Here is a 20,540-nt window from a genome sequence, read left to right as displayed (position 1 = left end):
AGTCACCAGGCCGGGAGTTGTGCGGTAGTCTCCCGCCTGTCGCGGCGCTGTCCGCGTCCCGGGCCGCTGTGCCCCGGGTCGGGTCGGGCGCCAACTGCGGGGCTGTGTGAGCCATCAGGGCCGGGCCTGCGGTGCGGGTCTTGTCTTTGGCGAGGGCCCGCCCTGCGGCGAGCGCCCTCCTGCGGCGGCATGGTGTCCGCCCGTGGGGGCCGGGTGTGCCGTGGGGGCTTTGCCTCCCGCGAGCGGTCGCGTGCGGCGGGAACGTGCTTCCCCTTGAAGCCTTCCCCCGAAAGCCTGTAGTCTCAAGCCGCCATTTTTCTGTTTTTCCTTCGGGGCCAGTTCCTTTCATGACCACACCAGAGACCGGGATCCTGCCGCAACACCTCCTCGGGATCGAGGGTTTGACGCGGGACCAGATTTCACTCTTTCTCGACCACGCCGAGCGTTACGCCTCGTTCGGGGCCCGGGACGCCGCATTCGGGAGGCCCCTGGACGGGCGGACCGTCATCAACCTGTTTTTCGAGAACTCCACCCGGACCCGCACCAGCTTCGAGCTGGCGGCCAAGCGTCTCGGGGCGGACGTGATCAATATGGAGGTGGGTGCCTCCAGCATCTCCAAGGGCGAGACCCTGATTGACACGGCGGTCACGCTGAACGCCATGCACCCGGAGGCCCTGGTGATCCGCCATGCGGACTCGGGCGCGGTGGCCCTGCTGGCCCAGAAGGTCAACTGTGCCGTGGTCAACGCGGGGGACGGGGCGCACGAGCACCCGACCCAGGCCCTTCTGGACGCTCTCACGATCCGCCTGCGCAAGGGCCGGCTTGAGGGCCTGACCGTGGCCATCTGCGGCGACGTCGCCCACTCCCGTGTGGCCCGCTCGAACATCCACCTGCTGACCACCATGGGCGCGACGGTCCGGGCGGTGGGGCCCCGTTCCCTCGTTCCCTCCGGGGTCCGGGCCATGGGGGCCGAGATCTTCCACGACATGCGCGAGGGGCTCCGGGACGTCGACATCGTGATGATGCTGCGGGTCCAGACCGAGCGCATGCAGGGCAACTTCTTCCCCAGCGCCCGCGAGTACTTCCGCTTCTTCGGTCTGGACCGGGAGAAGCTGGCCCTTGCCCGGCCCGATGCCCTGATCATGCATCCGGGACCGATGAACCGGGGCGTTGAGATCGATTCGGACGTGGCGGACGACTTCGAGCGCTCCGTCATTCGCATGCAGGTGGAAATGGGGGTCGCGGTGCGCATGGCCGTTCTGGAACTTCTGAGCAACCGGACCGGCCGGGAGGTGGTGAAATGAGTGGCCTGACCTCTTCCCCCCGGGTCGCCTGGGTTAACGCGCGCCTTCTGGATCCGGCCTCGGGCCTGGATGCGACCGGCGCCGTGGTCGTGGAAAACGAGACGATTGTTGCGGCCGGTCCCGACGTGGATGTGTCCGGCGCCCGGGTGGTGGACTGCGCCGGCGCCTGCCTTGCGCCGGGCCTTGTGGACATGCGGGTCCAGCTCCGGGAGCCGGGCTTTGACCACATGGAGACCATGCGCACGGCCGGAGAGGCCGCGGTGGCCGGTGGCGTGACCTCCATGGTCTGCCTGCCCAACACGGATCCGCCCCTGGATGACGAGGCCATGCTGGAGTTCGTGGCCCGGCGTGCCCGCCTGGTGGGACTTCCCAAGGTCTATGCCTACGGCGCCTGCACGGTGGGGCTGGAGGGCCGGGCCCTGGCCGAGATGGCGATTATGGCCGGCTCCGGCGCCTGCGGCTTCACCGACGGGGTGCGGGCCATTGCGGATGCCGGGATCATGGCCCGGGTTCTGAACTACGCGGCCACCTTCAACCTGCTGGTGATCCAGCATCCCGAGGAGCCCTCGCTGGCGTCCGGCGTCATGAATTCGGGGGCTCTCGCCACGCGCATGGGACTTTCGGGCATTCCCCGGGAGGCCGAGATCATCCTGCTGGAGCGGGACTTGCGTCTTGTGGCCATGACCGGCGCGCGCTACCACGCGGCCCACATCAGCACCCGCGAGAGCGTGCGCCTGATCCGCCGGGCCAAGGAGCGCGGCCTGCCGGTTACGTGTGACACGGCGCCGTTCTATTTCTCCCTGACCGAGGACGCCGTCCGGGACTACCGGACGTTTGCCAAGCTGTCCCCGCCCCTGCGCTCGGAAGATGACCGGCTGGGCATCGTCGAGGGCCTCAGGGAGGGCGTGATTGACTGCATTGCCTCCGACCACTCGCCGCAGGACCAGGACAACAAGCGCCAGACCTTCGCGGCCGCCGCCTTCGGTGCCGTGGGGCTCGAGACCCTGCTGCCCGTGTCCCTGGAGCTGTATCACTCCGGCGCGCTGACGCTTCTGGACGTGGTCCGGCGCCTGAGCGAGACCCCGGCGCGCCTTCTGCGCCTGCCCGGGGGACGCCTGAAGGCCGGGGACAAGGCCGACTTCGTTCTCTTCGATCCGGAGGCTCCCTGGCAGGTTGACGCCAGTGCCTTCCGCTCCAAGTCCAAGAACTCGCCCTTTGACGGACGCGCCGTCCGCGGCCGCGTTCTGACGACCGTCATCGACGGCAGAAAGGTGTATGAGGCATGCTGACCGACCTTGGCCTTGCGCTCTCCGCGTTTGTCTCGGGCTGGCCGGCCCTGCTGGGGCTTGCGGTTTTCGGGTACCTTCTGGGCTCGGTTCCCTTCGGCCTTGTCCTGGTGCGCCTGGCCGGGCTGGGGGACATCCGCCAGATCGGATCGGGCAACGTGGGCGCCACCAACGTGCTGCGCACCGGGCGCAAGGGGCTGGCCGCCCTGACCCTGCTGCTGGACTCGGGCAAGGGAGCTCTGGCGGCGGCCATCGCCTGGGTGGCGTTTGCCTCGGTTGACGCGGCCCTGATCGCCGGTGTGTTCGCGGTCCTGGGGCACAACTTCCCCGTCTGGCTGAAGTTCAACGGCGGCAAGGGGGTGGCCACCACCCTGGGGGTCATTCTGGTGACCTCGTGGCCGGTGGGGCTTCTGTGCCTCGCGACCTGGCTCGCTGTGGCGGCCATCTTCCGCTACAGCTCGCTTGCGGCGCTCGTGGCGTTGGCCGCGGCCCCGGTTCTGGCGCTCTTTTTTGCGTCCTTCGGCCACGCGCTCGCCTTTCTGGGGCTGGCGGTCCTGGCCTGGATCCGGCACCGCTCCAACATCGAGCGCCTGAGAAACGGGACCGAGACAAAAATCGGGCAGAAAAAGACGGCATAGCCCCGGGGGGCAATAAGAAGCCCGAACGGGCCAGAGACAAAAGACGGACGGACAGGGAGCGTCGGGGGTGAGGCCGGATAAAACGGAATACAGGGACCGGCTGCGCCTGTTCCGCTCGGAGAATGTGGGGCCGGTGACCTGGCGCCAGCTCATGTCCGTGTACGGGAGCGCCACCGCGGCGATCCGGGCGGTGCCGGATCTGGCCCGCCGGGGTGGCAAGCGGGCCATCCGGATTTGCCCGGTCCAGGCGGTGGAGGACGAGAAGAAAGCCCTCACCGCGCTGGGGGCCAAGCTCCTGTTCCTGGGCGATCCGGCCTATCCCCCTCTTCTTGCAGCCCTTGATGATGCCCCTCCGGTTCTGACGGTTCTGGGAACGCCCGACCTGCTGCGCCGCCCTGTGGTGGCCATTGTGGGCGCCCGGAACGCCTCGGCCAACGGCTGCCGCTTTGCCGAGCGTCTGGCCCGCGAGCTGGGGGAGGCCGGGCTTGTGGTGGTCTCGGGTCTGGCCCGGGGGATCGATTCGGCGGCCCACGCCGGGTCGCTCGAGACGGGCACCGTCGCGGTCATGGCCGGCGGCGTGGATGTGGTCTACCCCGCCGAGAACGCCGGGCTTTACGAGAGCATCCGGGGCGCCGGGGCCCTGGTGTCCGAGCTGCCCCCCGGCGTGAAGCCCTTTGCCAGCCACTTTCCGCGGCGCAACCGCATCGTGAGCGGCCTGGCCCTCGGGATTGTCGTGGTGGAGGCGGCCGCCCGCTCCGGCTCGCTCCTGAGCGCCCGCCTTGCGCTGGAGCAGGGCCGCGAGGTCATGGCGGTTCCGGGCTCTCCGCTGGATGCCCGGGCCCGCGGCCCCAACAGCCTGATTCGCAGCGGCGCGGCCCTTGTGGAGAGTGCGCACGACGTTCTCGAGGTGCTGGAGCCCTATCTTTCCCGCCCCGTGTCCGAGCCCGATCTGCCCCGTTTCCAGGGCCCGGCCTCCGGAATTCCTCCGGAAAATGAGCTCGAGGACGCCCGGGAGCGAGTGTGCAATGCCTTCGATGAAACGCCCATCCCTGTTGACGAACTGATCCGGCGGTGTCAAATGTCACCACTTGCTGTTTCCGTGGTCCTTCTGGAACTCGAGCTGGCCGGGCGGTTGACCCGCCATCCGGGCAATCGGGTTTCGCGCCCGGGACCACAGGGTCCGGACGCCTGACACGGCGTCCCATCCCGGGCATCCGGTCCGGTTTGCTGTCCTGTTCACTCCGGTTCTGTCTGCCGGGCACCCGGGCCGCTGCCGCCCGGTGCCTGAACGGACCTCCGGGACGGGTCTTGTCCCTGCCTCGCCTGGCCTTCCGGTCCCGGACTCCCAGTCCGCGGGAACGGGGGGCGGTGTTCGTCCTCTAGACTCAGGTATCGCTCCCCCATGCGCGTTGTTGTTGTCGAATCCCCCGCGAAAGCGAAAACCATCAACAAGTATCTGGGCAAGGACTACACGGTCCTCGCCTCGTTCGGGCATGTGCGCGACCTTCCGGCGAAGGACGGGTCGGTGCGGCCGGACGACGACTTCTCCATGGACTGGGAGACGGACGAGCGCTCCGAAAAGCACCTGCGCGAGATCGCCCGGGCCCTGAAGGATGCGGACACACTGCTTCTGGCCACGGACCCGGATCGCGAGGGCGAGGCCATTTCCTGGCACGTGCGCGAGATCCTGGAGAGCCGCAAGCACCTGAAGGACAAGACCGTCCGGCGGATCACCTTCAACGCCATCACCAAGCGGGCGGTGGAGGAGGCCATCGCGGCCCCGCGGGATCTGGACCGTCCGCTGGTGGAGGCCTACCTGGCCCGCCGGGCGCTGGACTATCTTGTGGGCTTCAACCTGTCTCCGGTCCTGTGGCGCAAGCTGCCCGGATCCCGGTCCGCCGGGCGGGTGCAGTCTGTGGCCCTGCGGCTGATCTGCGAGCGGGAGCAGGAGATCGAGGCCTTCCGCGCCCGGGACTACTGGACCGTGGACGCGGTCCTTCAGTCCGGAAAGGGCGAGGCCTTCCGGGCCCAGCTGACCCACCTGAAGGGCGTCAAGCTGGACCGCTTCGCTCTCGGGACCGAGGACGAGGCCCTTGCCGCCGTCCGGGCGGTGGAGGCAGCCGCGCTGGAGGTTCTCTCCGTCGAGCCCAAGCAGGCCCGGCGCAACCCCTATGCCCCGTTCACCACCTCGACGCTCCAGCAGGAGGCGTCGCGCAAGCTGGGCTTCTCCGCCCGCCAGACCATGACCGTGGCCCAGAAGCTCTACGAGGGCATTGACCTGGGCGGCGAGACCGTGGGTCTCATCACCTACATGCGAACGGACGGGGTCTCCATCGCCCCCGAGGCGATCCATCAGGCCCGCCAGGTGATCGGGTCCGAGTATGGTCCGGCCTACGTGCCCGACCAGCCCCGCCTGTACAAGACCAAGGCCAAGAACGCCCAGGAGGCCCACGAGGCCATCCGTCCCACGGACCTGTCCCGCAAGCCGGCCCAGGTGGCCCGGTACCTGACCGCCGAGCAGGCCCGCCTGTACGAGCTGGTCTGGAAGCGCACCATCGCCAGCCAGATGGCCAGCGCGGTGCTGGACCAGGTGGCGGTGGATGTGGGCGACCGGGGCGAGAGCGTGCGCCTGCGGGCTACGGGCTCGGTGATCCGGTTCGACGGCTTCCTGCGGGTCTACCGCGAGGACATCGACGACCGCACCGACGACGGCGACGACGAGAACCGCCTTCTGCCGCCGCTGGTGGCGGGGGAGTCCGTGGGCCGCGAGAGCGTCCTTGCCAACAAGCACACGACCCAGCCGCCGCCCCGCTATACCGAGGCCTCCCTGGTCAAGAAGCTCGAGGAACTGGGGATTGGCCGTCCGTCCACCTATGCCTCGATCATCTCCGTGCTCCAGGACCGCAGCTACGTGCGCCTGGAATCCAAGCGCTTCATGCCCGAGGACCGGGGCCGCCTTGTGACGGCCTTCCTCGAGAACTTCTTCAACCGCTATGTCCAGTACTCGTTCACGGCGGACCTGGAAAACCGGCTCGACGAGATTTCCGCCGGGACTCTGGGCTGGAAGACCGTGCTTCGGGACTTCTGGGTGGACTTCCATGCGGCGATCGAGGAGACGGCCCATCTGCGGGTGTCCGAGGTTCTGGACGCGCTGGACGCCGAGCTGGGGCCCCATCTCTTCCCGCCCCGGGAGGACGGGACCGACCCCCGCGTTTGTCCCAAGTGCCGCGAGGGGCGCCTGTCCCTGCGGATCGGAAAGTTCGGCGCCTTCGTGGGCTGCTCCGGCTACCCGGAGTGCGGCTTCACCCGGCCCCTGGTCAGCAAGGGCGACGACGGGGGCGAGGCGCTGGGGGACGACGGCACCAAGGTTCTGGGGACAGACCCCCTGGACGGGCTGGAGGTCACCCTGCGCAAGGGGCCCTACGGCTTCTATATCCAGAAGGGCGAGGCGGTGAAGGCCGACAAGGCCGCCGGCGTCAAGGCGGTGAAGCCGCCCCGGGCCTCCATCCCCGCCGGGGTGGACATGACCACCATTGACCTGGGCACCGGGCTGAAGCTTCTGTCCCTGCCGCGGGATATCGGCGAGCACCCGGAGACCCGCCAGATGGTCTCCGCCGGGATTGGCCGGTTCGGGCCCTACCTGAAGCACGGCGACGTCTACAAGTCCCTGCCCAAGGACGATCCGCTTCTGGTGCTCACCATCGGGCTGAACCACGCGGTTTCGACCCTGGCCGAGCCCGGGCGCGGTGGCGGTCGGGCCCGTGCTCCGGCCCGGAGCCTGGGCGAGCATCCCGAGACCGGCAAGCCCGTGACCGTGCACAGCGGCCGCTTCGGCCCCTACGTGCAGACCGGCACCCTGCGGGCCACGATCCCCGCCGCCGAGGCGGAGGACATGGAGAGCCTGTCCCTTGAGCGGGCGCTGGAGCTTCTGGCCGCCCGGGCCGAGAAGGAGGCCGCCGGCGGCACCCGCAAGAAGGCACCGGCCAAGACCGCAGCCAAGAGCGCGACGGCGAAGAAGACAGCGGCAAAGACAACGACAAAGACCGCGGCCACAAAGAAAGCGGCCCCGAAGAAAGCCGCAACGTCCGCCGACGGGGCGGATGGGGACGCCGGCGCCGCGCCCGCCAAAAAGACGGCGGCCAAAAAAGCCACCACCGCCAAAGCCGGAACGAAGGCGGCGACCACAAAGAAGGCGGCCGCCTCCAAGGCTGCAGCGGGGGCTGACGCTGACGGAGCCTCCCCCGCGGACGACGCCTGATCCGGGACCACACCTCCGGTCCCGGGGTGTCCCGGGGATCGGGTGTGACTGGTCCTGACGGTGCTCCTGCTGATGGGGCGTTGCGCGCCAGTGGGGGCGTGGCGATCGGGTGAGACCCTGTCACGGGAATTCCAGTGATCGGGTGGGGTGCGGGATTGGGTTTCTTCCAGGCCCGGCCCCGGCCCCGCCGCAAAATCTGACGTTGCTTCGGGGCTCGGGGCGGGGCCGCGTGTCGCGCCCCGCAGACCGGTGGCCCGCTGGTTGTGGCGCGCGGGTTCGGCCTCTTCCGGGGGGCGTTGTGCGCCAGCCGGGGTGTCCCGGGGATCGGGTGTGACCCTGTCACGGGAAATCCGGTGATCGGGCGGGGTGTCGGGATTGGGTTTCTTCCAGCCCCGGCCCCGTGACAGTTCCCCTGTTTTCGCCCCCGGGCCTCAGGGCAGGGTCAGGATGCCCCCGGCCAGGGGGTGGGGCACCCCGGTCGTCGTGGGCCAGGTCTGGGGCGCCCCGGTCCGGCAGCGGACCGCGAGGAACGCAAAGGCCTGGGCTTCCAGGGCGTCGCCGTCCCAGCCCACCGCCTCCACCGGATCCACCGGCGCGCCCAGGGCCGTCGCCAGACCCTCCATCAGGAACCGGTTGTGCCGTCCGCCGCCGCACACCAGCCAGCGTAGCGGGCGCTCCGGCAGCCAGTCCAGGGATCGCCGCACGCTCTCGACGGTGAAGGCCCCCAGGGTGGCCACCCCGTCCGCATCGGACAGGGGCTCGGCCGGCGCTCGGGAAAAGGCGTTCCGATCCAGGGATTTGGGGGGAGGGCGCCGGAAAAAGGGAGCGTCCATCATCGCCGCCAGCGCCTGGGAATCGACGCGGCCGCTGCGGGCCAGTTGTCCGCCCTCGTCGTGGGCCAGACCCCGGCGGGCGGTCATGAAATCGTTCATCAGCGCGTTGCCGGGCCCGGTGTCGAAGGCCAGCGGAGGGGGCTGCGGATCCCGGCCGATCCAGGTCACGTTTGCGACTCCGCCAATGTTCAGGATGGCCAGCGGCTTGGGCAGGTCACGGGCGAGAGCCCGGTGATAGACCGGGACCAGGGGGGCTCCCTCTCCACCCGCCCGCACGTCCGCGGTCCGGAAATCCCAGGCGACCGGGAGCCCGGTCTCCCGGGCCAGGCGGGCCCCGTCCCCGGCCTGCCAGGTGATGCCGCGCTCCGGGGCGTGATAGAACGTCTGCCCGTGGAAGCCGACCAGGTCCGGGCGCAGGCCGGTTTGCTCCAGAAAGGTCGTGACGGCGCGAATGTGCAGGTCCGTGACCAGGCGGTTCGCGGCGGTCTCCCGGGGTTCGGATGTCCCGGGGCAGTGCCCCAGCCAGCGCCGCAGGCGCGCGCGCTCACGGTCGCTGTAGGGAACCGTCACCGAGGGCCCGAAGCCGGTGACCCGCTCCCCGTCCGTGCGGATCACGGCGGCGTCGATTCCGTCCAGGCTGGTGCCGCTCATCAGCCCCAGGGCCAGAATATCGGCGCCCGGTGTGTCCGTTCCGTGTGTCATTTCCATTCCTTCCCGCGGGCGGCGCGCCCGGCGCCCCTTTCTGTGTGTCCTGACATAGCCGACCTGTGCATTTTTTCAAAACACCCATTGACTCAGTTTCGGCAAATCGCCATAGTGCGCGCTCTTTCCGCTGTCCCCGATTGGGGGCGGCGGGTTCGCTTTTGCCTTAAAAACCGAATAAAGATAAGGACTCACGACATGTTCGCGGTCATCAAGACGGGCGGCAAGCAGTACAAGGTCGCAGAAAACGATGTGATTGACATCGAAAAGCTGGACGCCGAGGAGGGCGCGAACATCGCGTTCGATACCGTGCTTGCCGTGGGAAACAAGGTCGGGACACCGACGGTCGCTGGCGCTACTGTCACGGGCGAGGTTGTCTCGCAGTTTCGCGACAAGAAGGTTATCATCTTCAAGAAGAAGCGTCGCAAGAACTATCGCCGCAAGAACGGACACCGCCAGCACCTGACGCGCGTCCGCATCACGGGCATCACCGGCGCCTGATTTGAGTATCAGGCAGGTTTGAGGAGATCAATCCATGGCACAGAAGAAAGCCGGTGGCAGTTCCAGAAACGGCCGCGATTCCGAGGGTCGGCGCCTCGGCGTGAAGAAGTTCGGTGGCGAGTGCGTCGCGGCCGGGAACATCATCATCCGCCAGCGTGGCACGAAGTACCACCCGGGCGAGAACGTCGGGATCGGCAAGGATCACACGATCTTCGCCACCTCGGACGGCAACGTGAAGTTCCACAAGGGCTACAAGCGTCGCATGTACGTCTCGGTGCTTCCGTCCGCCTGATTTCCGGGCCGGGCATGTAACCGATAAAAAAGGGAGATGCCCCGGGGCTCTCCCTTTTTTTCATTTCCGCGAAGGGCTGGCAAAGGCGATGAAGTTTCTCGACGAGGCTAAAATCTATCTGAAGAGCGGGGACGGAGGAAACGGCTGCGTGGCCTTCCGTCGCGAGAAGTATGTCGAGTTCGGCGGTCCGGACGGCGGCAACGGTGGCCGGGGCGGAGACGTGATCTTCGAGGCGGTGGCCAATCTCAACACGCTGATCGACTTCCGCTACCAGCAGCACTTCAAGGCGGCCCGCGGCCGTGACGGCTCGGGGGATTCCCGCACCGGCAAGTCGGCGGATGCCCTGGTCATCCGGGTGCCGGTGGGCACCCAGATCCTGGCCGACGACCGGGAGACCCTTCTGCGCGACATGGATACCGCCGGAGAGCGCTTCGTCATCCTGCGCGGCGGCGACGGCGGCTTCGGAAACGAGCACTACAAGACCTCCACCAACCAGGCGCCCCGCAAGGCGCTCCCCGGCTTTCCGGGCGAGGAGACCTGGGTCTGGCTGCGCCTGAAGCTGATCGCGGACGTGGGCCTGGTGGGCCTGCCCAATGCGGGCAAGTCTACGTTCCTGGCCGCCGTGACCCGGGCCCGCCCGAAGATCGGCGACTATCCGTTCACGACCCTGCACCCGAACCTCGGGGTGGTCTACCAGGACGACCGGGAGTACGTGGTGGCCGACATTCCCGGCCTGATCGAGGGCGCCCACGAGGGCGCCGGTCTGGGCACCCGGTTCCTGGGCCACGTGGAGCGCTGCCCGGTTCTTCTCCACCTGATTGATTCGACCCAGGACGACGTGGCCGGTGCCTGGGAGACCGTGCGGGGCGAGCTTGAGGCCCACGGCCAGGGCCTGGCGGACAAACCCGAGATCGTGGCCCTGACCAAGACGGATTCCCTGATCCCCGAACTGGTCGAGGAGCAGAAGCAGGCTCTTCAGGCCGTCACCGGGGGGCCGGTCCACGCGTTCTCGTCCCTCTCGCGCGAGGGGCTCACGCCCGTGCTGCGCCTTCTGTCCGAGCAGATCGGCCGGGAGCGCCGCCCCGAGGATCCGGACGATTTCGACCCCGACAGCACCGACAGCGAGGCCGCTCCATGGAGCCCCTGACCTCTGCCGCCGGCTCCGAGCTGTGGAGCCGGGCCAAACGCATTGTTGTGAAGGTGGGCTCGGCCCTCCTGGTGGACGACCGGGACAGCGTCATCCGCCGGGCCTGGCTGGATGCCCTTGTGCAGGATCTGATGGCCCTGAAGAACGCCGGGCGCGAGATCCTGATCGTGTCCTCCGGGGCGGTGGCCGTGGGGCGGCGTCTGGCGCCGAACTTCCCCGCCGGGCGCGTGCGGCTGCACGAGAAGCAGGCGCTGGCCGCCGTCGGCCAGGTTTGCATTGCCAACGCCTGGCAGGAGGCCTTCCGCCAGCACGGGGTCAGCGCGGGGCAGCTTCTGCTGACCCTGGATGATTCGGAGAACCGGCGCCGCTACCTTAACGCCCGCAGCTGTATCGAAACGCTGGTGGGCTACGGCGCCGTCCCCGTGATCAACGAGAACGACACCATCACCACCCAGGAAATCCGCTTCGGCGATAACGACCGGCTGGCGGCCCGGGTGGCCCAGATGGCCAGCGCGGATGTGCTGGTCCTGCTGTCGGACATCGACGGCCTCTACACCAGTGATCCCTCGAAGGATCCGGACGCGGTCTTCGTGCCCGAGGTGCGCCACATCACCCACGAGATCGCCGCCATGGCCGGAGAGCCCACAACGGCCCACGGCACCGGCGGCATGGTGACCAAGCTGATTGCCGCGCGCCTGTGCATGGAGGCGGGCTGTGCCATGGTCATTGCCCGGGGCAGCCCGCTCAATCCGCTGGCGCGGCTGGGGGACGGGGCGCGGTGCACCTGGTTCCTGCCCCGCAGCGAGCCCCACAGCACCCGCAAGGCCTGGATTTCCGGAAGCCTGGGCGCCGAGGGGCGCCTTCACCTGGACGAGGGCGCGGTCGGTGCCCTGCGCCGGGGGCGCTCGCTTCTGCCGGCGGGGGTCCGCAGTGTGGAGGGCGACTTCCAGCGCGGCGCGGCGGTGGAGATTGTGGCTCCCGACGGGCGCATTCTGGGCAAGGGCCTGATTGCCTACCCCTCGGACGAGGCGCGTCTGCTGGCCGGGCACCGGACCGCGGACATCGAATCCCTCGTGGGCTACCGCGGCAAGGATGAGCTCATCCACCGCGACGACATGGCCCTGAACGAGGACTAGACCCAACGTCGCCGTGCGGCATTTCAGGAGGATCCTGCCCGTGTTCATTATTTCCCTGCGTTACATCGCGTCTCTGGACGAGGTCGATCGGGTTCGTCCGGCTCATTTTGAATGGCTGGACCGCCAGTACGAGGCGGGCGTTTTCCTGCTGTCCGGCCGCCGCACGCCGCCTGTGGGCGGGATCATCCTGGCCCGCGCCGAAAGCCGGGAGGCCCTCGAGGCCATCGTGGCCCAGGACCCCTACGTGAAAAACAGCGTGGCCGAGGTCGAGATCATCGAGTTCGAGCCCAACAAGTTCTCGGAGGACGCCCGGGCTCTGGCGGGCCGCTAGACCCGCACCGCACGACGCCGCCAGGCCGCCTGTCCGACGCGCAGGGAGGCCGGCGGCTCGACGGCACGGCCCCGGGCCCCGGGGCGCGGGCCTCTGCGACGGGTGTCACGCCGGTCCCGCTTTCCGGGCCCACACCCAGGATCCCGTCCCCGGGACCGAAAGGCGCTGCCCTGAGGGGGCGCCGGACCGAGCCCCGGGGTGGATCCGTCTCCCCGGTCCGGGGCGTTTTGCAGGTCGGCCGGGGGAATATCGTAATCGGATTCCCCGGACGGGGTGATGCCGCGGGCTGCGGCGGAGTGCGTCATGAGGGCGCACCCGACGTGTCAGCGGACAGACCGCTTCCGGGCTCTGTCGTCGCGCTGGGGGTGTCCGTTCCGGGGGTCCGGCAGGCCACGATCAGTGTCGCGACTGCGGCGCAGCCGGCGGCCGTGACAAAGCTGGCGCCATAGCCCCAGCGTCCCGCCAGCCAGCCTCCCAGGAGCCCTCCCAGAAGGGCAACCAGAGCATCGGCGCTCTGGAAGACAGTGAAGTCCACTCCGGCCTGGCGGGGGCTGGTCAGCCCCATAAGGGCGCTGTAGAGGGAGACCAGGCCCGCCGCCATCAGCGAGAACTTCAGCCCGATCAGGGTCGCCAGCAGACCCAGCGGGGCATCAAGCGCGAGAGCGAGGCTTGCCAGGATTACGGCCTGGAAGCCATAGGCGAGAACCACCGCCCGCCAGGCCCCCAGATGACGGACAAGGACGGCGCCAAGAACGGCTCCGGCCAGGCCGCAGCCCACCGTAAAGCCGCCGAACAGCCAGCCGATGAACTCCAGGTCCGCCCCCCGGTCCACCAGCAGCGGCCCGATCAGGCCAGTGGCCGTGCGCAATCCGGCCTCCAGAAGGACAAGGGCGAGCAGCCCCTGGCGGATCTCCCGCCGGGACAGGGCGTGGCGAAGCCCGGGATGGTGCGCAGCCGACCCCGGCTCCCGAGGGCTTTCGGAAAAACCGAGGAGCGGAAGCCCCAGGGCCGCGATAAAGCAGGCCGAGCACACCAGAGCCGTTCCCGGTCCGAAGTGGGCGCAGACAATCAGGAAGACGCTGGTTCCCAAAAGAAAGCCCACATAGCCACCGCCCACCTGGGCCAGGTTCCCCCACTGGCGGGACCGGGCATCCAGATGATCCACGGCCATACCGTCGCAGGCGATGTCCACGCTGGCGGCCAGAAACGCGGCGAGAACCAGTGCGGCGAAGAGCGGCCCCACAGCAAGGGTCTCGAGTGTGGCGTTCCCGACCATCAGGCCCGTCCCCGCGAACACCAGGGCCAGGAGAGCTTGTCCGGACAGGATGATCCGTTTGGAAAAACGGCGGGTCCGGTGGGGAGGCAGGCGCCAGCGCTCGATGCGTGGGGCCCACAGGACTTTCAGAACCCAGGGGGCCATGAACAGGGCGCTGAAACCGATCATTTCCAGAGGCACTCCGGCGTCGCGCAAAAGCGCCGGCACGGATTGCATGGCAATCATCGAGACCAGGGTCTGGGCGATGTAGATGCTCCCAATCGCCGGAACCAGGCGTGCCAGGGACGCTGTGGGTGTGCCCTGTGCCTGTCCGGTCTGCGGGACCGTATCGTGTCGCATGGGTGGTGTCCGCCCCTCGCGTTACCCGGGTGTTGCCCGGAGCGTTTTACGTCGAAGATTGAGTGATAATGCGTATCACTATCTTGGCAGGCAAGCGGTTTTTCCGGTTGACTTTTTCTCAACGATAGACATTGACTATCAGTCGCAATCGGCGCGGGCGGTCACGCAGGGGGAACCTTGCGCGTTTTCTGTTCGCGTTTCGTCAAACAGGAAGGGTGCGTTCCGTGCGGGTTTTCGACACCAGAGGCATGTGACGTGCACCGTAAGACTGAAAACGGGGCGTTTCGCGGTGGTGCTCCCTGAACGGCACACCCGGGCGTCAAAAAAGGGGGAAGGAAGAAAGATGAGACGGTTCTGGCTTGCCACGGCGTCTGCCGTTGCCCTTGGAACGGCCGCGCCTGCCCTTGCGCAGCCCTCGTCCGGAGTGGCCGACCCATCCGGGGAACCGGGGATTTCGGGCGCCTCGACAGATCGGGAGAGCGCGACGGCTCTGCATCTTGCTCCGGTCGAGGTGACCGCCACCAAGCGTGACCAGAACAGCTTCGATGTGATCGGAAACGTGTCGGTTCGCACGGCCGACGAGCTTCAGGCCGCGGTGGTGACCCGGACCGAGGATCTGGGCAGCGTCTTTCCCGAGCTGTCCAACATGAATCGCAGCGCGCGGATCTACAACAACATGACCATCCGGGGTCAGTCCAGCGCGGACTTTTTCTCTCCGGGTGTCGGTCTGTATGTCGACGGTGTGCCCCAGCTTTCGCAAAGCTATGCCCAGTCTCTCCTGGGGATCGATCGGGTGGAGCTTCTCAAGGGGCCGCAGGGCGTGATCTACGGACGCGGTACTCTGGGGGGTGTTCTGAGCATGGTCACCCGGGGGCCCGGGGAGCAGCCCGGCGTGTGGGGTGGCGGAGACTACTACGGGCGTGGCACGCGGGCCCATCTGGGGGCGAGTTCGGGCTATCACGAGAGCGGCTGGGCGGTCCAGGCCATGGCCATGGACGAGCGCTACTTCGGCTCCCTCGACAATCCGGAGCGGGGTAAAAAGGACGTGGATACCTCGGACACCACCGGGGGATGGGCGTCACTTCACTATCGGTCCCCCACCCGGCCCCTGGAAACAAAGGTCCGTGCGGGGATCGAGCGCTATCGTTCCCACGAGGAATACTTTGTTCCCTTCTCCCCGCTGTCCCGCTCGAAGGTCGTCTGGAGCGATGTGGGCGCAACCGACGAGCCGAGCCTGAGGCGCGTTCTGAAGGATATTTCCTGGGACGCGGACTACGAGCTCTCCGGCGAGTGGAGCCTCAAGGGCATTGCCTCGTACCAGGTCATGGACCTGGACCGCCTTTTCTGGGACGGCACGGACACCGTGGACTCCCAGAGCAGCGTCTATTCCGAGCTGCGGGCCAACTACGACAACGGCGATGTCTCGGCGCTGATGGGGATGTCGTTCCAGAAGCTGCGCTTTGAACATGAGAACAAATCCGCCGGCACGTGGGGCATGGGCGGAAAGATGTCGAACAACGACGTCTACAACTACGCGGTCTTTGTCGACGGGGCCTGGCGCTTCCATCCGCAGTGGGAGGTCAGCGCCGGTGCGCGCGCTTCTCTGGAAAATGCCCAGTCCGAGATGATCCTCGTCGACGGATCGGACGAGCACTATTATTCAAACCACGACAGCTTCTTTTCGGTTACGCCGCGTGTGGCCCTGGCCTGGCTGCCCAATGACCTGAACCGGGTCTGGGTGGGGCTCGGGCAGGGGTTCAAGCCCGGCGGCTTCAACAAGGAAGGGGTCTCGGTGCGGGACGCCACCGCCTACAAGTCCGAGACCGCCACCAATATCGAGGTGGGCTGGAAGTGGCATGCTCCGGACTGGCGTCACTCGGCCGAGGTGACCGGCTACGGGATTTTCAGCCGGGATGTCCAGGGCTACACCGGAACGGCCGGGCAGCAGTACCTGGCCAACATGGGCAACGCCCGCAGCACCGGCGTGGAGGCCACGTGGAAATCGGCCCTCTTCCAGCGCCATGTGCTGTCCGTCGGGGGCATGTACAACGATGCCCGTTTCACCAGCGGACAGTATGATGGCAAACGGGTTGCGTACGCCCCGCGCTACAGTCTCCTGGTGGCCTGGGACGGGCTTTATGGACCGGAGGACCAGCTTCGCTCCCGGGTGGCGGTTCGCCAGAACGGCCCCTTCCACTTCAACGAGAGCAACAGTCTGCGTCAGGGAAGCTACATGACGCTCGACGCCAGTCTCATGTGGGACACGGGGTACGGAATCGAGGCCGGTGTTTACGCCCGGAACCTTCTGGACAAGAAGTACCGCACCGTTGCGTTCGAGGGTGTCGGAGCCCAGCTCGGTGCGCCGCGGGAGCTTGGCCTCCAGGTCAGTTTCCGCTGGTAATTTCGGGAGGGATTCCGGAGGGCGTGGTTCCCGCGACGCAGTGTGGTGTCGGGGCCAGCGCTCTTCGGGGTCTTCCGGGCCCTTTTTGCGGGTTGCCTCGGGCAGCCGGTCTGCGGGGGACGGGCGGCCGGCGCTCGGGGTACCGGGGGGCGCTGGGTTCTTGCCTCCGCTCCCGTACACGTGAGTTCGAGGCCCAAGAAAAAACACCCCCTGCCGGTTTGGCGGGGGGTGTTTTTGTAATGTCCGGCAGGCGGTCCTGGGATGCCGAGCCCTCGCGAAGGACCAATTTGCTTGCGACAAACGGCCGCTTCTCCATCTGATACAAATGTAGTTTACTACCTCGTCTGGAAATCGCAAATGAAAACACGGGGTGGAGCATGGGGCTGATTTATGGGCTGGACGTGGGAACCACATCGATCGGCTGGGCTGTGGTCCGGAGTGATGCGCAGGGCCGGCCGGTGGAGCTTGAGGGCCTCGGGGTGCGGGTTTTCCCCGAGGGGCGGGGCAAGAAAAACCAGCCCCTGAACCAGGAGCGCCGGGCCAAACGCATGACGCGCCGCCAGGTGCGTCGCCGCAGGCTTCGTCGCCGGGCTCTTGCAGAGGCGCTTCACGAGGCCGGTCTTCTGCCCGCGTACGGCACGCCCGAGTGGGACCGGGTCATGAGGGTGGACGAGCGGGAGGGGATCTGCCCGTATGCGTACCGCCACCGGGGGCTGACGGAGGCACTGGAGCCCTACCAGCTGGGGCGGGCCCTGTATCACCTGGCCAAGCGGCGGCACTTCAAGGGCCGCGACCTGGAGGAGGACGAGACCGGCGAGGACAGCGTCGCCGGAGCCGCCCCGGAGCCCGGGTCGAAAAAGAAATCCAGGACGCCAAAAGCTGCGGCCGCGGCGGGGGGTGATGACGACGAGAAGGCCATGAAGGCTCAGGCCGAGGCCCTTCACAAACGGTTGCAGGACGAGAACACCACACTGGGCAGCTTGCTGCACCAGCAAAACGTGCCGTACTGGAAAGCGTCGTCCGGTCGCCCCGCCCCCCGCTACAACGAGCGGCTTCGGGGTGTTCGGGCCCTGCGCGAGGACGTGGAGGCGGAGTTCGACCGGCTCTGGGCCGCGCAGAGCGTCCACCACCCCCGGCTGGCGGACGAGGCCCTGCGCGACAGCCTCCGGGAGATCATCTTCTTCCAGCGCCCCGTGTTCTGGCGACTCTCGACGTTGGGCACCTGCCGGCTCTGGCCGGGGGAGGAGACGTGTCCAAAGGGCACCTGGCTGTCCGCGCAAAAGCGCATGCTCGAGAAGCTGAACGATCTGGCTCTGGTGGGAGGCAACGCCCGGCCCCTGGACGAGGAGGAGCGGGCCGCCATCCTGGCCGTTTTGCAAACCCGGGTTTCCATGACCTGGGCTGGCGTGCGCAATGCCCTGGCCCCGCTTTATGCCGCCCGGGGCGAGAAGGGAGCCCAGAAAAAGCTGCGCTTCAATTTGGAGGACGGAGGGAAGAAGGAGCTCCAGGGCAATGCGGTGGAGCAGAAGCTGGCCGCCGTTTTCGGTGACGAGTGGGCCGATCATCCGCACAAGCAGGCCCTTCGTGATGCCCTGCACGCCCGGCTCTGGGGCGCGGATTACGAACGGATTCCCAGGGAGCGCCAGACCCCGCACGGTGATCCGATCCGGCAGCAGCGGGTCGTGATCCTCCCGGCCCGGGAGCGGGAGAGACGGCGGGCCGAGGCCGCGGACAGCTTCGTCCGGGATTTTGGCATCACGCACGAGCAGGCCGCGAAGATCAGGGAGCTGACGCTGCCCTCGGGCTGGGAGCCTTTCTCCCCCCGGGCGCTCGAGGCCTTTCTGCCCCACCTGGAGCAGGGCGTGAAGTTCGGCGCGCTTCTGAGCGGTCCCGAGTGGGACGCGTGGCGCACCGAGACTTTTCCGGAGCCGGAGAAGCCGACAGACGACTGTTCAGGCCGTCTGCCCAGTCCGGCCCACCCCGACGAGCAGGCCCGCCTGTCAAAGCTGCGCAATCCCACGGTGGTGCGGGTTCAAAACGAGCTGCGCAAGGTGGTGAACAACCTGATTGCCGCGTACGGCCGCCCCGACACCATCCGCATCGAGGTCACCCGGGAGGTGGCCCGCTCGGCGAAACAGCGGGCCGAGGCCCAAACGCGCATGGAAGACAATCGGAAGAAGCGCGATCAGGCCCGCAAGTAGCTTCTGGAGGCAGGGCTGCCCGAGCCCTCGGGCCGGGACATCGACAAGTGGCTTCTCTGGAAGGAAACCGCGGAGCACTGCCCCTACACGGGCAGAAAGATTGAGTTCGAGGATCTGTTTCACACCGGCCGCTACGAGATCGAGCACATCTGGCCCCGCTCCGAATCCCTGGATGACAGCATGGCCAACAAGACCCTCTGCTGCGCGATTGTGAACAGGGAGAAGGGCAAGCGCACACCGCGCGAGGCCTTCGGGCACGACCGCGAGCGGTGGGAGGCCATAATCACCCGGATCTCCGGCTGGGCGGACGAGCGTTCATTCCCGGCCGAAAAGCTCAAGCGCTTCCGGGCGGACTCGATCCCCGAGGACTTTGTGAACCGGCAGCTGACGGACACCGGCTGGGCAGCCCGCTCGGCGGCCGCCTCCCTGCGGCGTCTCTGGCCGGACACGGGAGCCACGGGAGAGGGGCCGGTGGAGACGGTTCGCGGCCAGATGACGGCCCTCATGCGCCGCCTGTGGGAGCTGAACGACCTCCTGTCCGACGACGGGCAGAAGAACCGGGACGACCACCGCCACCATGCGGTGGACGCTCTTGTGGTGGCCTGCCTGGACCGGCGGGCGACCCAGGCGCTGGGCACGTACTGGGCCGCCCGCGACACTCCCGAGTCCGGGGTCCGCGAGCCGGTCATTCCCAGGCCATGGCCCTCGATCCGCGAGGACGCGGCGTCGCGTCTGAGGTCTCTGGTGGTCTCCCACAAGGTGACCGGGCGCAAGCTGTCCGGCCCCCTGCATAAGGAAACCGTGTACGGCGACACCGGGGAGGACGTGATAAAGAAAGGCGTTCTCTACCGGCGCGTGGTCGGCCGGAAGTCCGTCGCGGGTCTGACGGACAACGAGTTGAAAGAAAACCGTGACAACCGCATTCGCGATGAGCGCGTCAGAGAGATTGTTGCCAGTCATATCGCCGCCAATGGGGGCAAGCCCAAAAAGGCGTTCGCGACCTTCCCCCGGGTTTCGGAAAACGGTCCGGAGATCCGGAAGGTGCGCGTGATTGATGTGAGGCAGCCCTCGGTGATGATGGAGACGGCCACAGGCTTTGTGGCGCTGGGGAACAACCATCACATCGCCCTGTACCAGCAACCGGATGGCAAGGGCACGTTCGAGGTGGTCAGCCTTCTGACGGCCCGCCAGCGCCTGGCCCGGCGCGAAAGCGTGGTTCGCCGGGAGCGGGACGACGGCGCCCGGTTCGTCCTGTCCCTGTGCCAGGGCGAGGCCTTCGAGTACCTGGACGGGGAGCGCAGGGGAGTCTGGATCGTGACCAGCGTCTGGGATAGTGGGCGGGTTGTTCTGAAGCGTCATGACGACGCTTCAGGGGATGAAAAGAAACTGTATCGACCGGGCGTTACCGGTCTTTTGCCTTTAATTCTGGATGGGCGGGGGCGGAAGGTCTCCATCGATCCCATTGGCCGTGTCCGTCCGGCACGGGACTGAGCAGGTCCGGTGATGCCCGGCAAGGGTCTGGAGTTCTCCAGGCCGGGCACCCGCCTCAGTGTCCGGGACCGCCAGCTGGTGATTGAGGGGCCGGATCACGATCCGGTCACCCGGCCCAAGGGTATCAGATGGAGAAGCGTCCGCAAGCCGCAGCACAGGTCATTATCATGCAGGCCCCGGCTCCAGTGTATCAGATGGAGAAGCGTCCGCAAGCCGCAGCAAGGGGCGGGGCGACCCGGCTCGCAAGGTGAGTGTATCAGATGGAGAAGCGTCCGCAAGCCGCAGCCAGGACGGGGAGACCGTCTATCCGACCGAGAGTGTATCAGATGGAGAAGCGTCCGCAAGCCGCAGCGCGCCTCACAGCGTGAAAGATCGTTCGACCCGGTGCCGTGGTTCTGATTAAA

General features: G+C 67.6%; 13 protein-coding genes and 1 pseudogene. 12 read left to right on the top strand and 2 right to left on the bottom strand.

Going from position 1 to position 20,540, the window contains the following annotated elements:
- Positions 1–347: 347 nt before the first annotated feature.
- The 5 genes from IHV25_RS01725 (at position 348) to topA (ending at position 7,486) form a co-directional block, all read left to right on the top strand.
- Entirely contained in the window at positions 348–1,304 is a 957-nt protein-coding gene (locus IHV25_RS01725; protein ID WP_192533236.1) for an aspartate carbamoyltransferase catalytic subunit, read from the top strand.
- A complete protein-coding gene (locus IHV25_RS01720; protein WP_192533235.1) occupies positions 1,301–2,593 on the top strand; it encodes a dihydroorotase in 1,293 nt (430 codons plus the stop codon). The genes IHV25_RS01725 and IHV25_RS01720 overlap by 4 nt, the downstream gene beginning before the upstream one ends.
- Positions 2,590–3,228 carry a glycerol-3-phosphate 1-O-acyltransferase PlsY gene (gene plsY / locus IHV25_RS01715; RefSeq protein ID WP_420825412.1) on the top strand — a complete coding sequence of 213 codons (639 nt, stop codon included), beginning with the start codon at positions 2,590–2,592 and terminating at the stop codon, positions 3,226–3,228. The genes IHV25_RS01720 and plsY overlap by 4 nt, the downstream gene beginning before the upstream one ends.
- Positions 3,229–3,295: 67 nt before the next feature.
- Positions 3,296–4,420 (top strand): DNA-processing protein DprA, encoded by a 1,125-nt coding sequence (gene dprA, locus IHV25_RS01710; RefSeq protein ID WP_338048566.1) that lies wholly within the window; start codon positions 3,296–3,298, stop codon positions 4,418–4,420.
- Between the two features lie 210 nt (positions 4,421–4,630).
- Entirely contained in the window at positions 4,631–7,486 is a 2,856-nt protein-coding gene (gene topA / locus IHV25_RS01705) for a type I DNA topoisomerase (protein ID WP_192533233.1), read from the top strand.
- Positions 7,487–7,917: 431 nt separating this feature from the next.
- Here topA and IHV25_RS01700 read toward each other — a convergent pair whose 3' ends face one another.
- Positions 7,918–9,021: an anhydro-N-acetylmuramic acid kinase gene (locus IHV25_RS01700; RefSeq protein ID WP_420825406.1), complete on the bottom strand. Its 1,104-nt coding sequence runs from the start codon at positions 9,019–9,021 to the stop codon at positions 7,918–7,920.
- Positions 9,022–9,219: 198 nt separating this feature from the next.
- On the opposite strand from IHV25_RS01700, the gene rplU reads away from it, so the two are divergent.
- From rplU to IHV25_RS01675, 5 genes are all read left to right on the top strand, one after another.
- Entirely contained in the window at positions 9,220–9,522 is a 303-nt protein-coding gene (gene rplU / locus IHV25_RS01695) for a 50S ribosomal protein L21 (RefSeq protein WP_192533231.1), read from the top strand.
- Between the two features lie 34 nt (positions 9,523–9,556).
- Complete coding sequence (gene rpmA, locus IHV25_RS01690) at positions 9,557–9,814, top strand: 50S ribosomal protein L27 (RefSeq protein ID WP_192533230.1); 258 nt, start codon at positions 9,557–9,559, stop codon at positions 9,812–9,814.
- 88 nt (positions 9,815–9,902) lie between these two features.
- Complete coding sequence (gene obgE / locus IHV25_RS01685; RefSeq protein WP_192533229.1) at positions 9,903–10,961, top strand: GTPase ObgE; 1,059 nt, start codon at positions 9,903–9,905, stop codon at positions 10,959–10,961.
- Positions 10,949–12,097 (top strand): glutamate 5-kinase, encoded by a 1,149-nt coding sequence (gene proB, locus IHV25_RS01680; protein ID WP_192533228.1) that lies wholly within the window; start codon positions 10,949–10,951, stop codon positions 12,095–12,097. Before obgE ends, proB begins: the two co-directional genes overlap by 13 nt.
- Positions 12,098–12,137: 40 nt before the next feature.
- The gene (locus IHV25_RS01675; protein ID WP_192533227.1) at positions 12,138–12,428 is read left to right on the top strand and encodes a YciI family protein; all 291 of its coding nucleotides are present in this window, start codon (positions 12,138–12,140) and stop codon (positions 12,426–12,428) included.
- 301 nt (positions 12,429–12,729) lie between these two features.
- Here the strand turns inward: IHV25_RS01675 and IHV25_RS01670 are convergent, their stop codons facing one another.
- Positions 12,730–14,043: an MFS transporter gene (locus IHV25_RS01670; protein WP_192533226.1), complete on the bottom strand. Its 1,314-nt coding sequence runs from the start codon at positions 14,041–14,043 to the stop codon at positions 12,730–12,732.
- A gap of 343 nt (positions 14,044–14,386) precedes the next feature.
- On the opposite strand from IHV25_RS01670, the gene IHV25_RS01665 reads away from it, so the two are divergent.
- Together IHV25_RS01665 and cas9 are read left to right on the top strand one after the other, a co-directional pair.
- Positions 14,387–16,444: a TonB-dependent receptor gene (locus IHV25_RS01665; RefSeq protein WP_192533225.1), complete on the top strand. Its 2,058-nt coding sequence runs from the start codon at positions 14,387–14,389 to the stop codon at positions 16,442–16,444.
- A 377-nt stretch (positions 16,445–16,821) separates the two neighbouring features.
- A pseudogene (gene cas9, locus IHV25_RS10605) lies at positions 16,822–20,136 on the top strand (type II CRISPR RNA-guided endonuclease Cas9).
- Positions 20,137–20,540: the final 404 nt, after the last annotated feature.

Origin of the sequence: Phaeovibrio sulfidiphilus, from assembly GCF_014861485.1 — a bacterium.
Lineage (GTDB): Bacteria > Pseudomonadota > Alphaproteobacteria > Rhodospirillales > Rhodospirillaceae > Phaeovibrio > Phaeovibrio sulfidiphilus.
The sequence above is the reverse complement of the archived record's forward strand: the minus strand, read 5'-3'. Positions and strand labels throughout refer to the sequence as shown.